17 protein-coding genes and 1 pseudogene are annotated in these 16,000 nt (G+C 68.4%); 7 read left to right on the forward strand and 11 right to left on the reverse strand.

Annotated elements, in window-relative coordinates:
* Positions 1 to 59: 59 nt before the first annotated feature.
* The 7 genes and pseudogenes from QZY48_RS25560 (at position 60) to QZY48_RS25585 (ending at position 6,339) form a co-directional block, all read left to right on the forward strand.
* The gene (locus tag QZY48_RS25560) at positions 60 to 302 is read left to right on the forward strand and encodes a hypothetical protein (RefSeq protein ID WP_295436340.1); all 243 of its coding nucleotides are present in this window, start codon (positions 60 to 62) and stop codon (positions 300 to 302) included.
* Positions 299 to 703 carry a PIN domain-containing protein gene (locus tag QZY48_RS25565; protein ID WP_295436341.1) on the forward strand — a complete coding sequence of 135 codons (405 nt, stop codon included), beginning with the start codon at positions 299 to 301 and terminating at the stop codon, positions 701 to 703. Before QZY48_RS25560 ends, QZY48_RS25565 begins: the two co-directional genes overlap by 4 nt.
* A gap of 17 nt (positions 704 to 720) precedes the next feature.
* Positions 721 to 957, forward strand: coding sequence for a toxin-antitoxin system HicB family antitoxin (locus QZY48_RS25570; protein WP_295436342.1), 237 nt, complete (start codon positions 721 to 723; stop codon positions 955 to 957).
* A gap of 191 nt (positions 958 to 1,148) precedes the next feature.
* A pseudogene (locus tag QZY48_RS35025) lies at positions 1,149 to 1,301 on the forward strand (AAA family ATPase); the annotation flags it as partial.
* Positions 1,302 to 1,446: 145 nt separating this feature from the next.
* Positions 1,447 to 2,220 (forward strand): AAA family ATPase, encoded by a 774-nt coding sequence (locus tag QZY48_RS25575; protein WP_295436343.1) that lies wholly within the window; start codon positions 1,447 to 1,449, stop codon positions 2,218 to 2,220.
* Positions 2,221 to 2,223: 3 nt separating this feature from the next.
* Positions 2,224 to 2,421: a hypothetical protein gene (locus tag QZY48_RS25580; RefSeq protein ID WP_295436344.1), complete on the forward strand. Its 198-nt coding sequence runs from the start codon at positions 2,224 to 2,226 to the stop codon at positions 2,419 to 2,421.
* Between the two features lie 15 nt (positions 2,422 to 2,436).
* Positions 2,437 to 6,339: a helicase-related protein gene (locus tag QZY48_RS25585; RefSeq protein WP_295436345.1), complete on the forward strand. Its 3,903-nt coding sequence runs from the start codon at positions 2,437 to 2,439 to the stop codon at positions 6,337 to 6,339.
* A gap of 13 nt (positions 6,340 to 6,352) precedes the next feature.
* Here QZY48_RS25585 and xerC read toward each other — a convergent pair whose 3' ends face one another.
* The 11 genes from xerC to QZY48_RS25640 form a co-directional block, all read right to left on the reverse strand.
* Entirely contained in the window at positions 6,353 to 7,261 is a 909-nt protein-coding gene (gene xerC, locus QZY48_RS25590) for a tyrosine recombinase XerC (RefSeq protein ID WP_295436346.1), read from the reverse strand.
* On the reverse strand, positions 7,258 to 8,115 hold the full coding sequence (locus QZY48_RS25595; RefSeq protein ID WP_295436347.1) for a DUF484 family protein: 858 nt from the start codon (positions 8,113 to 8,115) through the stop codon (positions 7,258 to 7,260). The genes xerC and QZY48_RS25595 overlap by 4 nt, the downstream gene beginning before the upstream one ends.
* Positions 8,112 to 8,942, reverse strand: a complete 831-nt coding sequence (gene dapF / locus QZY48_RS25600) for a diaminopimelate epimerase (RefSeq protein ID WP_295436348.1) — start codon at positions 8,940 to 8,942, stop codon at positions 8,112 to 8,114. The genes QZY48_RS25595 and dapF overlap by 4 nt, the downstream gene beginning before the upstream one ends.
* Positions 8,939 to 9,619, reverse strand: coding sequence for a class I SAM-dependent methyltransferase (locus QZY48_RS25605; RefSeq protein ID WP_295436349.1), 681 nt, complete (start codon positions 9,617 to 9,619; stop codon positions 8,939 to 8,941). The genes dapF and QZY48_RS25605 overlap by 4 nt, the downstream gene beginning before the upstream one ends.
* The gene (gene lysA / locus QZY48_RS25610) at positions 9,616 to 10,863 is read right to left on the reverse strand and encodes a diaminopimelate decarboxylase (protein ID WP_295436350.1); all 1,248 of its coding nucleotides are present in this window, start codon (positions 10,861 to 10,863) and stop codon (positions 9,616 to 9,618) included. Before lysA ends, QZY48_RS25605 begins: the two co-directional genes overlap by 4 nt.
* Positions 10,863 to 11,153 carry a lipoprotein gene (locus QZY48_RS25615; protein ID WP_295436351.1) on the reverse strand — a complete coding sequence of 97 codons (291 nt, stop codon included), beginning with the start codon at positions 11,151 to 11,153 and terminating at the stop codon, positions 10,863 to 10,865. Before QZY48_RS25615 ends, lysA begins: the two co-directional genes overlap by 1 nt.
* Positions 11,154 to 11,237: 84 nt before the next feature.
* Positions 11,238 to 12,308, reverse strand: coding sequence for an META domain-containing protein (locus QZY48_RS25620; protein WP_295436352.1), 1,071 nt, complete (start codon positions 12,306 to 12,308; stop codon positions 11,238 to 11,240).
* A 200-nt stretch (positions 12,309 to 12,508) separates the two neighbouring features.
* Entirely contained in the window at positions 12,509 to 13,324 is an 816-nt protein-coding gene (fetB, locus tag QZY48_RS25625; RefSeq protein WP_295436353.1) for an iron export ABC transporter permease subunit FetB, read from the reverse strand.
* Positions 13,321 to 14,013 (reverse strand): ATP-binding cassette domain-containing protein, encoded by a 693-nt coding sequence (locus QZY48_RS25630; RefSeq protein WP_295436354.1) that lies wholly within the window; start codon positions 14,011 to 14,013, stop codon positions 13,321 to 13,323. Before QZY48_RS25630 ends, fetB begins: the two co-directional genes overlap by 4 nt.
* A 191-nt stretch (positions 14,014 to 14,204) precedes the next feature.
* On the reverse strand, positions 14,205 to 14,930 hold the full coding sequence (trmB, locus tag QZY48_RS25635) for a tRNA (guanosine(46)-N7)-methyltransferase TrmB (RefSeq protein ID WP_295436355.1): 726 nt from the start codon (positions 14,928 to 14,930) through the stop codon (positions 14,205 to 14,207).
* A gap of 28 nt (positions 14,931 to 14,958) precedes the next feature.
* A complete protein-coding gene (locus QZY48_RS25640; RefSeq protein WP_295436356.1) occupies positions 14,959 to 15,861 on the reverse strand; it encodes a recombination-associated protein RdgC in 903 nt (300 codons plus the stop codon).
* Between the last annotated feature and the right edge of the window lie 139 nt (positions 15,862 to 16,000).

Consider the following 16,000-nt stretch of genomic DNA (forward strand, 5'->3'; position numbering starts at 1 on the left):
CCCAACGGGGAGGCCCGGTATCCGCTAGACTCGCGCCAGACAACACCGGGAGAGCACCCATGCAACCGCAAACAGCCGAGATCGAACGGGCCATCATGGGCCTGGATCGCCGCGACAAACTTCACCTGATCGAGGTACTGGCCCATGCCTTACAGCGGGACCAGACGGCGCCACCGCCCGCCGCGCGCAAGGCCCAACTGGATGGCCTGCTGCTGGAGTTGGATGCCCTCCCCAGCGAGAGCGCGGACGATGGATTCTCCAACCGGGATCATGATGTCCTGCTCTACGGGCGACGGCCGTGATTTTCGTGGATACCGGCGCTTGGTTCGCCGCTTTCGTGCCCACGGACGCAGACCATACGGTGGCGCGGGCTTGGCTGGTCCGTAACCAGGCGCCGTTGCTGACCACCGATTACGTCATTGATGAATTGTTAACCCTGATGCGGATGCGCGGCGAGAATCGACGCGCTTTGCGTGTCGGTCAATCACTCTTCGACCAAGAACTGGCCGAATTGCATCTGGTGTCCCCTGACGATATCCACGCGGCCTGGGGTGTCTATCGGCAGTTCTCCGATAAACAATGGAGCTTCACGGACTGTGTGAGTAAGGTCGTCATGGTCAGTCGAGGTATCCAGACGGCCTTTGCCTTCGACGCTCACTTTCGCCAATTCGGGGCTGTCACGGTGGTACCAAGCGGGCAATGATCGCAGCAACTCTATCCATGACCTCTGTGACAGTCAGCTTGTCTGATGAGACCTACCGTCGGTTGGACGAGATCGCCCACGTCCGCGGTACCAGCATCGAGCGACTATTCGACGACATGGCTGCATTGATGGTGGACGAGACGGACGCCGAGGCCGGCTTTCGCGTCCGTACCCAACGGGGCAGTGGAAGAACCGAGCGGGGACTCGCTCTGCTGCGCCAGGCGGCCGGGCATGGCGGCGAGGAATCGGCGTAGGTCGGGTTAGCGCAGCGTAACCCGACATTTCGGCGCCGCAAGTCGGGTTACGGCGCGTCAAGCCCTTTGCTAAAGAGGTGCCGTGCCGCGCGCCTAACCCGACCTACGGGATCGCGCGCATCGCGCGGGGTGGCTCGGAGAATTGAAGGCGATCAATCGGGGCGTATCGCCCTTCCGGTGAGGTTAGAGTCATGCACATCCGCCAGATCCACATAAATAACATCAAGTCTATTCGTGAGCTGACTTGGGACATACCAGCGGATAAGGCCAAGGGCTGGCATGTGGTGCTTGGCGATAATGGGGCAGGCAAGTCGACCCTGTTGAAGTCGATCGCCGTTGCCTTACTCGGGCCACGAGAGTCCTATGGGTTGCGACAGCCTTGGGATGCCTGGTTGCGTGAGGGCCGCAAATCGGCCGAGATATCACTAAAGATCGGATGGGACGGGGAACTTGACGGTTTCGTTGGTCAGGGTGGAGCACCCCTGGCCGATGCGGAGTTATCTTTGGGCCTTAAGCTGGCGCTATCGGATAGCGAACAGACATTGGCTCAGCGCGGAAAAAAACTTCCAAGGTGTCGGCCAGGAATTGCTCGATCCGTTGATTCAGTTTATAAACCAGGAAGATTTTCTGCCTTCCGGGGTCCGACTCAAAGAAATCTCGCCGAAACAAATTGTATTTACGGACGCAGCAGGGGTATCGATCCCCGTTCAGGATCTGAGTGATGGCTATCGTTCCATCTTGAGCATGACATTTGAACTTATCCGTGAACTCTATTTCGCATTTGGTTCGAGCGCCGTTTTTGATCCCGATGATCCGAAGCAGGTCCGGGCCAGCGGTGTTGTGCTTATCGACGAGATCGACGCCCATCTGCACCCCACCTGGCAGAAGCGCATCGGCTTCTGGCTCTGCGAGCACTTCCCGAACATCCAGTTCATCGTCTCCACCCACAGCCCCCTGATCTGCCAGGCGGCGGAGCACGGCTCGATCCTGCTGCTGCCCCGCTCCGGGACCGATGAGAAGGCCCGATTGCTGGATGGCAATGAATTCAAGCGTGTGGTTTACGGCAACGTGCTGGACGCCTACGGCACCGATGCCTTCGGCGCTGAGGCGGCGAATACCCGGTCGCCGACCGCGCAGGGAATGCGCGACCGCCTGGCCCAGTTGAACAACAAGGAACTGATCAAGGGACTGGACGAGGCGGAACGCAAGCAACAGGTGCAACTCCGTGCTGCCCTGCCGACCGTCGCCGCAAGCATCGATTGAGTCATGATCAGAATACCGGACGCATCTCTTCCCGCCCAGGCGAACGGGTTGCTGGAGCAATACCAGGCCGAGGTCGACGGGCAGGGCAACTATGCCGCCCGGGTTGCGGCGGCCAAGGCGCTCTTCAGTAGCCGTAACAAGAGGAAGAATCCCGCCTTTGCCGAGTTATTCGCTCAGGCGCCCGAAGCACTCGCTTTCTGATTCGGAGACTCTCAGATGGCGAGCACCGACAAGCCCGAGTCGTTCCCGCAGCGCAGCTGGGAGCCCCGCTATCGCAGCACCACCAGCGACCTGCTCCATGACTTCTACATCCCGGCCCTGCGTTCCAGCGTGCGCTATGACCGGGTGGCGGGGTACTTCCGTTCGACTTCGCTCGCCGCGGCCTCCCAAGGGTTCTCGGCATTGGTCGAACACCAGGGTCGGGTGCGGCTGGTGGCGGGCGCCGACCTGGACCCCAAGGATGCCCAGATCATCCTCGACCACCAGGACCTCGGGTATCTCGCCGAGACGCTGCTGGCCGCCCTGACCGAGCCCCAGGACGGGCCGGAATCGGTCGCGAACGGCCTGGGTCTGCTGGCCGGGATGCTCAAGGCCGGCTGTCTGGAGATCCGCGTGGCCCTGCGCCGCCATCGCAAGACCGGGATGGCCATCCTCTACGAGTCACGCGAGGATGGCTATGTCCACGAGAAATGGGCCGTCTTCCATGACGCGCAGGGCAACCGGCTGCTCGCCGAGGGGTCCCTGAACGAGTCGCGCACCGCCCTGCTGATCAACGCCGAGAACATCGGGGTGCACTGCGACTGGTGGGGCACCCGCGAGGCGGCCAGGGCCGACAGCTACGCGGCCGACTTCGAGGCCATCTGGGCCAACCAGGACCCGGGGCTCTATGTGGTGGACCTGCCCCAGGCGGTACGTGAGCGACTGATCGAGATCGGCGAGGCCGTGGCGCAGCCGAAAGAGATCGACGGCTCCAGCGCGCACCCGCCGCAGATTCCGCGGCCGACGGCGCTGGAGTGGCTCCAGTTCGCGATCCTGCGCGAGGCCCCGCGGATGCCCAACGGCCGCTTCGTCGGCATGGTCACGGCCCCGGTGGAGCCCTGGCCCCACCAGGCCATCGTGGCGCGCCGGTTGATCGCTTCCTACCCCTACAGCTTCCTGCTGTGCGACGAGGTCGGCCTGGGAAAGACCATCGAGGCGGGCCTGGCCCTGCGCTCGCTGATCCTGTCCGGACTGGCGCGGCGGGTCTTGATCGCGCCCCCCGCGAGCCTGGCCCGGCAGTGGCAGAGCGAACTGGCGACCAAGTTTTTCCTGCCTTTCGGCCGGGCCCTCTCCGGCCCCCAGGTGCGGCACGCCTATCTCTATCCGCCATTTGCATCAATGGAGGAACAGATTCCGGCCAAGTCGGTCTTTGCGCCGGCCTTGGTCATCGTCTCCACCGGGCTGGTCCGGCGCAAGGAGCGCCGGCGGGAGTTGGCGGCGCAGACCTGGGACATCGCCCTGGTCGACGAGGCCCATTATGCCCGCCGCAGCAACTCCACTGCCGGACTGGTGGTGCAACCCAAGTATGGCGACCTTTACCAGGCGGTCAGCCAGACCTTGCGCCCGCAAACCCGTGCCCTGTGGCTCGCCACCGCCACACCCATGCAGCTCGACCCGATCGAGGTCTATGACCTGTTTCGTCTGACGCGGCGGGTCGGCCCCTTCCAGGACGATCCGTCCCTGACCCAGGCGTATTACGCGATCCAGGGCCGCATCCAGCGGGGCGAGAAGGTCTCAGATGAAGAACTGGGCTTTCTGCGCCGGGTGCTGGCCTCGATTGCGCGGCATGACCCTGAGTTGGCGACCTTTATCCGCCAGACGGTGCTCAGTCCCTCGAACCGGACCCAGTATGACAACTGGCTGACGCGGGGGATCCAGCCGACGGGTGCGAGTCTCAAGCAACTGTTGCGCGCCATCTTTGCCTCTGCGCCCCTCTCACGGGTGATGATGCGCCACAACCGCGCCCTGCTGCGGGTCTACCAGGAGCAGGGCCGGCTGACGGCCAACCTGGCGCACCGGCACCTCCTGCCCATGCGGCGCATCCAATACACGGCCCAGGAGCAGGCGGCTTACGAGGCCCTGCAAGCCTATTCCCAGGAGTTGTCCCAGCAAGTCTCCGCCGCCAACGATCAACAGGCGCGGGCCTCGACCGGCTTCTATCTGAGCTTCCTGCAGCGGCGCTTCGCCTCCAGTCTGCACGCCATCGGCGAGACCCTGCGGCGGCGGCGCGAACGGGTCAAGTGGACCCTGGACCACCTGCTGGACGCGCCGGCGACCGCCGCTGGCCCCGACCTGTCCCAGTGCGATGAGGACCTGGAACAGGAAGAGGGCGACGCGCAAATCATCGAGCAGTTTCTCAAGAACCGCAGCGAGGGGGATCTCCGCTGGGAGTTGGAAAAGCTCAGCGGGATGCTGGCGGGCAGCCTGTACGACGCCGCGCCGGCCTCGTCCAAGACACAGGCCCTGTTGGGCTATGTGGAACAGCGAAGGGATTCGGCGCGGCCCGGTCGGGTCCGGCAGACGGTCATCTTCACCCAGTTCTGGGACACCCTGGAGGATATCGTCCGGCGGCTGCGACAGGCCGAGGCCCGGCTGTTGGTGGGGACCTACTCCGGCCGCGGGGGCCAATACACAGATCCTGCGACCGGCCGGCTGATCGGCACCGAGCGCGACGCGATCAAGCAGCGCTTCCTGCGCGGTCAGATCGACATCCTGGTCTGCACCGATGCGGCGGCCGAGGGCCTCAACCTCCAGACGGCCGACTTTCTGGTCAATTTCGACCTGCCATGGAACCCGGCCAAGGTCGAGCAGCGGATTGGCCGGATCGATCGCATCGGCCAACTGCACGCACACATCCACGTCCAAAACCTGTGCTACCTGGGCTCGGTCGAGGAGATCGTCTACGGCCGGTTACTCGATCGGCTGGGCAGCATGATCGCCGTGGTCGGCGATCAACAGGTGTCGATGTTGCCGGTCACCGAGGACGATTTCCGCCGGCTGGCGGCGGGCGAGGTGACTGAGGGGCAGTTGGAGACGCAGGCCCGCCAACGGATTGCCTTCAGTCAGCAGCGCATCCGCGAGACCGAGTTGAGCGGGCAGGAGGTCTACGAGATCTATCAGCGCCTGGAGCAGGCGCACGCGGCCGTGCAGTTGCCGGCCACCTTGGATGGACTCTGGGGCGTCCTGACCGGTTCCGCTTATCTGAAGGCCTTGGGGTGTGCCTGTGCCGTCAACCTGACGGGCAATGGGCGCGAGCCGCTGTTGCTCCGGGGCCTTGCCGGCGTGTTGGACGGCACCGCACTGACCACGGACCGGCGGCTGTACGAGGAGGGTATCGAGTCGCTTGGCGCTGCGTTGCGGTTCGCCACCTACGGGGAACCGGTCTTTGACGCGATCCTGGGGCAGAGCGCGGGATGGGAGCGGCCCGGTTGCGTGCGTCGCATTGCCGTCAGGCCGCAGGGGCTGGACCTTGAGTATGTGGCCTTCGTTGCCGCGGCGCGGGATGGCGAAGAGGCTGCGCTGCGGCTGATCGCCGATCTGGATAGCCTTGCCGGGATCGAGCTTGACGAGTCTGCGACGCTCTCTGAGGCCGATGCAGAACCCTTTGTTGCCCGACTTCAGGAGATGGCGGACGCGGAATTTCGGCTCACCGCCCACGTCGCCGACCTGGAGGCGGACAACCAGCGATCCGGCCGCGCCCAAGCGGCGTTGGCGCTCGGGACCGCCTATGGGCTCATCGCCGGGCGTCAGCAGTTCGGGAACGCCGAGGACAACTTCTGGAAGGAACTCGACGCCTGCCGGCGGCTGGTGGCGGAGCGGACCGCACAGGGCGGCGGCCTCTCGGTCCAGCGGGTGCCGAGCGTCTACGACCAGGTGGCCACGGCCTTAGTTCCGTTCGACGTCAAACGCAAGATCAGCGACGAGAGCTTCTGGGTCGATACGGCCCCGGCGCCGTTGCTGAACGCGGCACTGGATACCGCGGCCCGGGTTGCCGCCGGGATCAAGCGCAAGAAGGCCGATCTGACCACGGACTTTGCGTTGACCCGGATTGCCGCTGAGATGAAACGGGCCATTGTGTGAACCCGGTATCCTTTCATGGCTTACGCTTAGCCCTGGGATGCGCCTGGTCATAGACCTGGGCCAAGTGCTGAAAATCGAGATGGGTGTAGATCTGGGTGGTGCTGATATCGGCGTGCCCGAGCAGTTCCTGGACGGCGCGCAGGTCCCCGGACGACTCCAGCAGGTGGCTGGCGAACGAGTGGCGCAGCAGGTGCGGGTGCACATTGCGGGTGGCGCCCTGTTCCTGCGCCCACTGGGCGACCCGGGTGCGGACCGTGCGGGGGTGGATGCGGCAGCCGCGGCTGCTGACGAAGAGCGCGGGTTCGTCGCCCGCGGCCAGATTGGCGCGCACCCGCATCCAATGCTGCACGGCCGCGCGCGCCTGGGCGCCGACCGGGACCCGCCTGGTCTTGGCGCCCTTGCCGGTGACGCTGAGCATGGCGTCGGTCATGTCGATGTCGCCTAAGTTGACGCTGACCAGTTCGGCCAGGCGCAGCCCGGACGAATAGAACAGCTCGATCATGGCGGTGTCGCGGATGGCGAGCAGGTCGTCCACCGGGCGGTCGAGCAGGTTGCACAACTGGTCGGCGTCCAGGGTGGCGGGGAGTTTGCGCGCCGTCTTGGGGGCGCGGATGCCCACCGCGGGGTTGTTCTGCGCGCGACCCTCGCGCAACAGCCAGCGATAGAGGCTGCGCAGGCTCGACAGTTCGCGTTGCAGGGTGCGTCCGCAGACCCCGGTGCGGTGCCGCCAGGCGACATAGCGGCGGATCTGCTGCTGGTCGAGGCGGGTGATGGCGTCCGGTGGGCCGCCGGCGGCGGTCAGCCAGGCGGTCAGCCGCTCCAGGTCGGCGCGATAGGCGCAGAGCGTCGGCTCGGCCAGGCGCCGCTCGTGGGCCAGGTGGGCGAGGAAGGGCTCGATGGGGCTCCCTTCCGGCTCGCTCATTCCGGGACCGTCTTCTTGGTGCGTTTACGCCGGGTCGGCGTCGGCTTGGGTGCGTCCTCGCTCGCGGGGGCCGGGGGCGGCGTCGTCACCGCTATCGGCACTTCAGGCGGCAGCATCTGCAGCTTGCAACTCACGATCTCACCCAGGCGGTCCAGGAGGTCGGTGCGCATGTCGGGCTTGAAGCGGTCGGGGTCGGCGGCCCCGATGGCGAGTACGCCGCAGCGTCCGTTCGCGCGGATCGGTATCAGGGCGGCGCAGCGGACCTGCTCGCCCGCGGGATCATGCAGATCGCCGAACAGGGCGGCGTTCTTGGCCTCGTCCAGCGGGCCGCACAGGGCGTGCTTGCGCTCCAGGAAGTCCCGGAAGGCGGCGACCAGGGGATCAGGGTCCCCGGCCGCGGGGTCCACCGGGAAGACCTTGAGGGTGACCGCCTGGGCGCTGAACTCGTGCGTCAGGCCCTCCTGGAGCGCGGCGCTGACCCGCGTAAGGTCCGGGGCGGCGATCAGGGCGAGCACCAGGGCGTGCAGGCGGGCGGAGAAGGACTCGTACTCGCGGGCGCGGGCGATGAGCTGTGCCAGCCGGCCGCGCTCGGTGTCGAGCTGTCCGCGCAGCACCCTGACCTGGCGCTCGATCAGCGAGACCGCCGCCCCGGCCGCCGTGTGGGGGATGTGCAGCTCGGCCAGGATCTGCGGATTGGACGCGAAGTAGTCCGGGTGACCCTGCAGATAGGCGGCGACCGTCGCCGCCGCCCCGGCGTCCCCCCCCGCGGCCTTTCCCGGTGCGGGCCCGCCGGTGATCGCGGCCTCGCTCGCCCCGGCCCCGGCCGCGCCCCCCTCGCCCTTTGTCTTTCTCATCGCTCGATCTCCCCCTCGAAGACCCGTTGTGCCGGCCCGGTCATCTGGACCGCTCCCCCGTTAACCGACCACTCTATCACAAGGTCCCCGCCGGGCAGGCTGACCCGCACCCGTGGCCCGAGCAGCCCGCGGGTGCGTCCGCTCACCACCGCCGCGCAGGCCCCGGTTCCGCAGGCCAAGGTCTCACCGGTGCCGCGCTCGTAGACGCGCAGCCGGACCTGATCCGGCGCCAGCACCTGCATGAAGCCCACGTTCACCCGTTGAGGGAAGCGCGGGTGGGACTCGATGCGGGGGCCAAGCCGCGCCACCGGCGCCCTGTCCGTGTCGTCCACCAGCAGCACCGCATGGGGATTGCCCATGGAGACGGCGCCGATGGCGAGCGTCTCGCCGTCCACCGCGAGGTCATAGGTTGGCGCCTGCGCATCCGCCAGGAAGGGGATGCGCGCCGGGTCCAGGATCGGGACCCCCATGTCCACCCGCACCTGGCCGTCCGGCTCGATGAAGAGTCGGATCGCACCGGCGGCGGTGCCGACCGGGATCTCGGTCTGGTCGCAGAGCCCCTGGTCGCGCACGAAGCGGGCGAAGCAGCGGGCACCGTTGCCGCATTGCTCCACCTCGGACCCGTCGGCGTTGAAGATCCGGTAGTGGAAGGCGGTGCCGGGCAGCCGCGGGCGCTCCACCAGCAGCACCTGGTCACAACCGATGCCGCGGTGCCGATCCGCCAGCCGCCGAATGGCCGCGGCGTCCAGTTCGACCACCTGGCGCACGCCGTCGAAGACGACGAAGTCGTTGCCCAGGCCGTGCATCTTGGTAAACCGCAACGTCATTTGGATTGTTCGTCCAGACGGCCGAAGACCGCCAAATGCCGGTCGCTCACCACCGCCACCTCCAGTTCGCTCAGGCCCGCCTGTGCCAGTTGTTCCACCACCTCCGCGGGCTCGAAGGCGGCGAATAGCGAGTTGCGGAAGTCGCTGCGCAGGACCTCGGGCTCGCCGGCCGCGTAGGTCGCCACCAGGGCCTCGGCCCAACCGGCGGAGGCCGGGCGCATCAGGTCCATGATGAGCACCTGGGCGCCGGGGGCGGCGGCGGCCCGCACCGCCTGCCACAGCACCTGGGGATTGTGCAGTTGGTGGAGCAGGCTGTTGGAAAGGATCAGGTCGTAGTGGGCCTGGGGCAGCGTAGGGCTGGGCAGGCACTCGCACAGCAGCCGGGCGCGCGCGGCGACCCCGGGCAGCCGGTCCAGTGCGGCCCTGGCGTGCCCCAGCATGGCGGTGGAGCCGTCCAGTGCGTCGCAGGTCGCCTGCGGCCAGGTGCGCAGGAGGCGGCAGACGATGTCCGCCGGGCCGCAGCCGAGATCCAGCGCGCGGGCGCGGTGCAGGGGGGCCTGTTCCAGCCGGCCAAGCAGCTTGATGAAGAGGGCGTTGGACTCCGAGAAGTCGGCCTGGGCATAGGCCAGGGCCTGTTCGGCATCCTCCATGAGTTCCGGTTCGGGACGGCGCTTCATGGCAGCAGCGACTCCCCGGCCATCAGGTCCGCGATGCTCTCCCGGCGCCGCACCAGATGGACCTGCCCACCGTCCACCATGACCTCCGCGGCGCGCGGCCGGCTGTTGTAGTTGGAACTCATGCTGAACCCGTAGGCCCCGCTGCCGCGCACGGCCAGCAGGTCGCCTGGTTCCAGGGCCAGCCGGCGGTCCTTGCCCAGGAAGTCCCCGGTCTCGCACACCGGGCCCACGAGATCATAGCGGGCGGGGTCGGCCGCGCTGTCCAGGCGGACCGGAACGATGTCCTGGACCGCCTGGTAGAGGGCGGGGCGCAGCAGGTCGTTCATCGCCGCATCGACCACGGCAAAACGCCGGTGCTCGGTGGGTTTCAGATACTCCACGCGGGTCAGCAGGATGCCGGCGTTGCCGACGATGGCGCGCCCCGGCTCCAGGATGATCTCGTGGCCGCGGCCGCCTAAGCGATGGAGCAGGGCGGCGGCGTAGGCGGCGGGCTCCGGCGGGTGTTCGCCCAGGTAGCGGATGCCGAGCCCGCCGCCTAAGTCCAGGTGGCCGATGGGGATGCCGGCCGCCGCCAGCCGATCGGCGAGGGCCAGCACCCGCTCCAGGGCGGCCAGGAAGGGGGCCAGATCGGTGAGCTGGGAGCCGATGTGGCAGTCGATCCCGGTGACGCGCAGGTGCGGCAGCCGCGCCGCCTGCCGGTAGACCGCCTCGGCCGCCCGGATGTCGATCCCGAACTTGTTCTCTTTGAGTCCGGTGGCGATGTAGGGGTGGGTGCGGGCGTCCACGTCCGGGTTGACCCGCAGCGAGACGGGCGCGATGAGGCCCAGGTCCCCGGCCACCCGGTCGAGACGCTCGAGCTCCGGCACCGATTCCACGTTGAAGCAGCGGATGCCGACCGCGAGCGCCCGGCGCAGCTCGTCCTCCCGCTTGCCGACCCCCGAGAAGATGACCTTGCCGGGCTCGCCCCCCGCCGCCAGCACCCGCTCCAGTTCACCCACCGAGACGATGTCGAACCCGGAGCCGAGCCGCGCCAGAACGCTCAGCACCCCCAGGTTGGCATTGGCCTTGACCGCGAAGCAGATCAGGTGCGGATGCCCCTGGAAGGCGCGGTCGAAGGCGTGCCAGTGCCGCTCAAGCGTAGCCCGGGAGTAGACATAGCAGGGGGTGCCGAACTGCTGCGCGATGGCGGTGAGCGACACGTCCTCGGCATGGAGCAGGTTGTCGCGGTAGTTGAAATGGTCCATTACTTGGCTCCTCCCGAGCACCCGTCGGTGCAGCCGCTCGGATTCTGCGCCGGCCATGCCAGCAGTTCGGCGTTGGACGCCGGGGGCAGGGGCGGGGCCGGCGCCTGAGTCGGAGCCGGCACCGGTGTCGGGGCTGGCGTCTTGGGCACCTCCGCGCCCTTCGCCGGGGCCTGTTGTTCGTCCGGCTTCGGCAGGAACAGGGGGCCTTTTTGCCCGCAGGCGTCGACCATGCCCAGGGTCCCGAGCGCGATCACCACGGCGACGAAAGAGTTGTGGGCCCAACAGTGCATGTTAACGATTGACTCGCGCGACCGGGAACGGGGGCGCCAGTGTAGCCGATCCGGCGTCGCCCGCGATCCGCAGTCCAAGGAACCTTAGGGCGTCGGCGTCGGCGGCAGGGTCCGCCGCGGTGCCTCCCCGCCACCGACCGCGCCGCCCAGCGGGGCGGGGCTTGCGGCGGGGGCCGTCAGGCCCGGTTGCGGGATCTCCGCGCTGTCAGGCGTCCCGCTGGGGAGGGCGCCGCCGCCGGCCGCGACCTCGACCGGCCGGACCACCTCTGCACGGTAACGGGCGGCCGGTTTGCCCTCGCCGGTGAGGAGCAGCAACTCGCCGCCCTCGATGCGGTAGCCGGTCACCGAGCCCAGGGCCGCCGCGTAGTCACGGGCCTGTGCCGCCGCCCCCTCGGGCCCCTTGCACGCCATGCGGGTGCTGGCCAGGGGGCCGATGGTCAGGGTCGCGCCGCTCAGGGTGTAACCGCTCATGTAGCGATTGCAGCCGTCGGAGCCGCCCAGGGTGCCGTCGTCGCGGAACTCCAGGCTGATCTCGGTCCCGTTGCGGGCCGAACTGATGGCCTCTTTGCCGTTGTCGTAGCCGGTCAGCTGCCAGACCTGCCCGACCAGGGGGGTGGGCTTGAGCCGCACAAGGCGCAACTGCACCGCGCCCGCGGCGTCCAGCAACTCCAGCAGTTCGCCGTCCAGTCGGTAGGCGGCGACCCGCGTCAGGGCCAAGCCAACCGCCTTGTCCTGCTTCATCAGCGGCTCCGGACAGGCCATCATCGTGGAGGCCATATTCGCCTTGAAGGTCAGGCTCGCGCCCGCCAGGGTGTAGCTCCCGCCGAGCTGGTTGCAGCCCGCGGTGCCGGCGACCCGCCCCGCCTCGAAGCGGAAGCGGCCGGGCCGCGGGCCCGCGGCGATCTCGACCAGGGCCTTGCCGGAACGATAGGCCGCGGGCGACCAGGAGGTATTCTCCAGGGACGGCGGCGCTCCCGTCGCGGGCTCACCGGCGTCTTGCGGTGCCGCGGCTGCCGCGGCCGCCGGACTTGCCGGGGGCGCCGCCGCGTTGCCGACCGCGGGCCGGTCCGGGCCGGCCTGGAGCGGTGTGACGGCCGCCAGCAGCGCGGTGACGAGGAGCAGGGCCGGGGCGGCGGCTGGTGGTGAGTGCTTCATCGCGGGAGGTCCTCGAGGGGTGGGGGCTTGCCATCGCCGCACGGCGGCGGCACCAATGATCCGACTGGGAATGGAATTTTACCGGTGAAGCGGCGCGCCCAACAGGACCGGAGCGACGGGCGCCGGCCGCGGGGGCGGGCCTTGATCATCACTCCGGCCACGCGCCCTTGCGGCTACCCGTCGCGGCCTGGGGGCCGCTCCTACTGCCCGCGGTCGCGCCCCTGGTCGCGCAGCCGATCCAGGCGCAACCGCTCGCGCTCATCGAACAGCCGCCGGGAGCCGAGCCACACTGCGGCCACCGACCCCAGGCCGGTCCCGGCGGAGATCACGAACATCATCAAGAGCTGGTACTTGGCCGCCTCCATGGGCGGGCTGCCGGCCAGGATCTGCCCGGTCATCATCCCCGGCAGGCTGACCAGGCCGGCGGTGGCCATGGCGTTGACGATCGGGATCAGCCCGGCGCGCAGCGAGTCCCGCCGCAGCGACGCGATGGCCTGATCCCAGGTGCCCCCGGCCAGCAGCCGCGCCTCGATGCGCCCGCGCGCGTCCCAGGCGCCGCGCGTCAGGGTGTCCAGCGCGATCGCCGCACCGCTCATGGTGTTGCCCAGCAGCATACCCAAAAGCGGGATCAGGTATTGGGGCTGATACCAGGGCTCCACCCGGATGATCAGGGTCAGCGTCAGGAACAGGACGCTGAAGGATGAGATGAACATGGAGAACGCCCCGATCCCGTAGCCCCAGGGCCCGCGGAAGCGGCGCTTCTGGCGCTGCAGGACCTCGATCCCGGCGACCGCCAGCATAAACAGCGCCATGAGCCCGATCAGCCAGGGATTGGTCTGCGCGAACAGGGCCTTGAGCACCAGCCCCACCAGCATCAATTGCACCGTGCTGCGCGCCGCCGCGATCAGCAGGCGCCGCTCCACCCCTAAGTGCAGGTACCAGGACATGGCCGCCAGCAACAGCACCAGGACGGCCGCCAGGGCCAGGTCGAAGGGGGTGAGCAGGACCAGACTCATCGCCCGTCTTCCAGGCGGGCGGGGTCCGCGGTCGCCGCTTCGGTTTGCCCCAGGCGCCCATCCCGGATGCCGAACTGCCGCCCGCCGAGGCGCTCGCGCTGCTCCGGGTCATGGCTCACCCAGAGGATCGCCGCGGCCGCAGCGACGCGATAGGTCTCCACGACCAGTTCCACCCGTTCCCGGTTGCTCGGGTCCAGGTTGGCCGTGGCCTCGTCCAGCAACAGGGCCTCCGGACCCTGGGCCAGCAGTCGCGCCAAGGCCAGGCGCTGGCGCTCGCCGGTAGAGAGGCGCGCGACCGACCAATCCAGTACATCCGGCGCGAAGCCAAGAGTGGCGAGCAGATCGTCGTGCCCCCGATCCGCGGAACGCGGTGCGACCCGTTCATCCACGTCTTGCTCGCGCCGGGCGGCCGCCGGGAAGTGCTCGCCGACCGCATCCGCCCACCAGAAGGCCTCCGCGGGCAAGAGCCCGACCCGTTGCCGCCAGCGGGCCGGGGCCATGGTCGAGCGTGCCTCGGTCCCCAGCCAGACCTCGCCCGCGTGGGGGTCCAGGTCCGCCACGGCACGCAGCAGCAGGCTCTTGCCGGAACCCGAGGGGCCGCAGATGAAGACCAACTCACCCGCCTCCAGGGTCAGGTTCACCGGGGCCAGGACCCGCGGGCGCACCGCCTCCAAGCGTAGGGCGCCCATCAGCCTAAAATCCACAGATGGACACAGATGAACACAGATTTTCTTCCATTTATCATATTCTTATCGCTATTGTCACAATCACCGGCAAGGTGAGTCCCTGGCTAAGCGCAAATCAATGAATAATATGTAATAATTTTTGTTCATCTGTGTTCATCTGTGTTCATCTGTGGATAACTGCTCCTTTACCAGGATCAGCGGCGCCGCCACACCAGGTCGCGGACCTGATGCCCGAGGCGCTCGCCCCGCTGCTCGAAGCGGGTCAGGGGGCGGGTGGCGGGGCGCTGCGCGAAGCGGCCCGGCCCCGCGGTGTTCACGAACGGCGACCCCGGGGCCTCCAGCACCGCGAGCATCTGGGTGGCGTAGGGTTCCCAATCGGTGGCCGCGTGGAAGACCCCGCCCGGCGTCAGCGCGCGGGCCAGCAGGTGGAGAAAGGCGGGGGTCAGGATGCGGCGCTTGTGGTGGCGCTGCTTGGGCCAGGGGTCCGGAAAAAAGAGCTGGACCCGCGCCAGCGATGCGGGCGGCAGCCCCCCGGCGAGCAGTTCCACGGCATCGTGGCGGACCACCCGCAGGTTGGCGAGCCCGCGCCGCTCGATCTCCAGCAGCAGATGGCCCACCCCGGGTCCGTGGACCTCCACCCCCAGCCAGTTGCACAGCGGTTGCGCCGCCGCCATCGCCGCCAGGCTGTCCCCGTTGCCGAAGCCGATCTCCAGCACCACCGCCCGCCCATTGCCGAACAGGGCCGCGAGGTTGAGCGGCGTCCCGGGCACCCAGTCGACCCCATAGCGCGGCCACAGGTCCACAAAGGCCCGCTCCTGCGCCACCGTGAGCCGGCCCTGACGCAGCACAAAGCTGCGCACCGGACGGCGCGGGTCCGGGGTCTCCCCGGCGGGCGCACTCGGTTCGTCAGGTTGGTTCACCGGCGCCACGGTACTCAAGGTGCTTCGACTAAGCCGGCTCGCCGACCAGGCCGAACAGCGCGTCCAGGCGCACGAACAGCTCGCGCAGTTGCAGGGCCATGAGCGCGAACTCGGCGTCGAGCCGCGCCGCCGGGTCGTCGCCGTCCTCGATCTCATCGAGCAGGGCGTCGCCGACGCGCAGGCGCTTGAGCGACAGGTCGTCGGCCAGGGTGAAGGCGAGCCGCTCGTCCCAGTCCAGGGCCAGCTTGACGACCTGTTTGCCGGCCCGCAGGTGGTTCAGGATCTCCTCACTGGCCAGATCCTGCCCCTTGCAGCGGATGACGCTCGTGCTGTCCTCGCTGTCGCGCAGTTCACAGGCGTCGGCGGGGATGAAATCGGCGGGGGCCTCGCCGGTGAGCAGCCAGGCGGTGAGGATGCCGGCGGGGGCCTGCCGGGGGGCCGGAGGCTTGGCCGGCAGGGTCTCGAGCGTCAGGCGCAGGAGCGAAATCGCCTCCTCGGCCTGTTTTTCGCTGGCGGCGTCGACCACCAGCCAACCGGACTCGGTGTCGATATAGAGCAGGGTGCGGCGCGAGCGGGTGAAGGCGCGCGGCAGCATCTCGGTGACGGTCTGCTCGCGTAGCGCGCGGCGCTCCGAGCGGCTGAGGTCGCGTGCCTCACCGGCCTCGATCTCGGCGATGCGCTCATCCACCGCCTCGGCGACCGCGGACGACGGCAGCAGCCGCTCCTGCTTGCGCAGGCACAGGAGCAGACAGCCGCCCACCCCATGCACCAGGGCCGACGTGTCCTCGCCGAGCGGTGCCGACCACCCCAGGGTGGCGACCTCCACCGGGCCGCAGGGGCGAAACCGCCGGGTCCCCAGCGCCGCCTCCAGTTCCGCGGCGGCGCGGCCGAAGGGTGCCCCGAGACGATAGATCCTGGCGTTCTTGAACATTGACAATCCCCTGCGTAAAAGCCGTCGGATTATCCCCGAGTCCCGCGGGGGGCGCCATGGCTTTCCCGCGCCGGGCGGGCCTGGGTGCGATCAGAACGTTCTCACGTACCGTGCGTCGAAGTCGTTGTCGTAGTCGAAA

Origin of the sequence: uncultured Thiodictyon sp., from assembly GCF_903828115.1 — a bacterium.
Taxonomy (GTDB): domain Bacteria; phylum Pseudomonadota; class Gammaproteobacteria; order Chromatiales; family Chromatiaceae; genus Thiodictyon.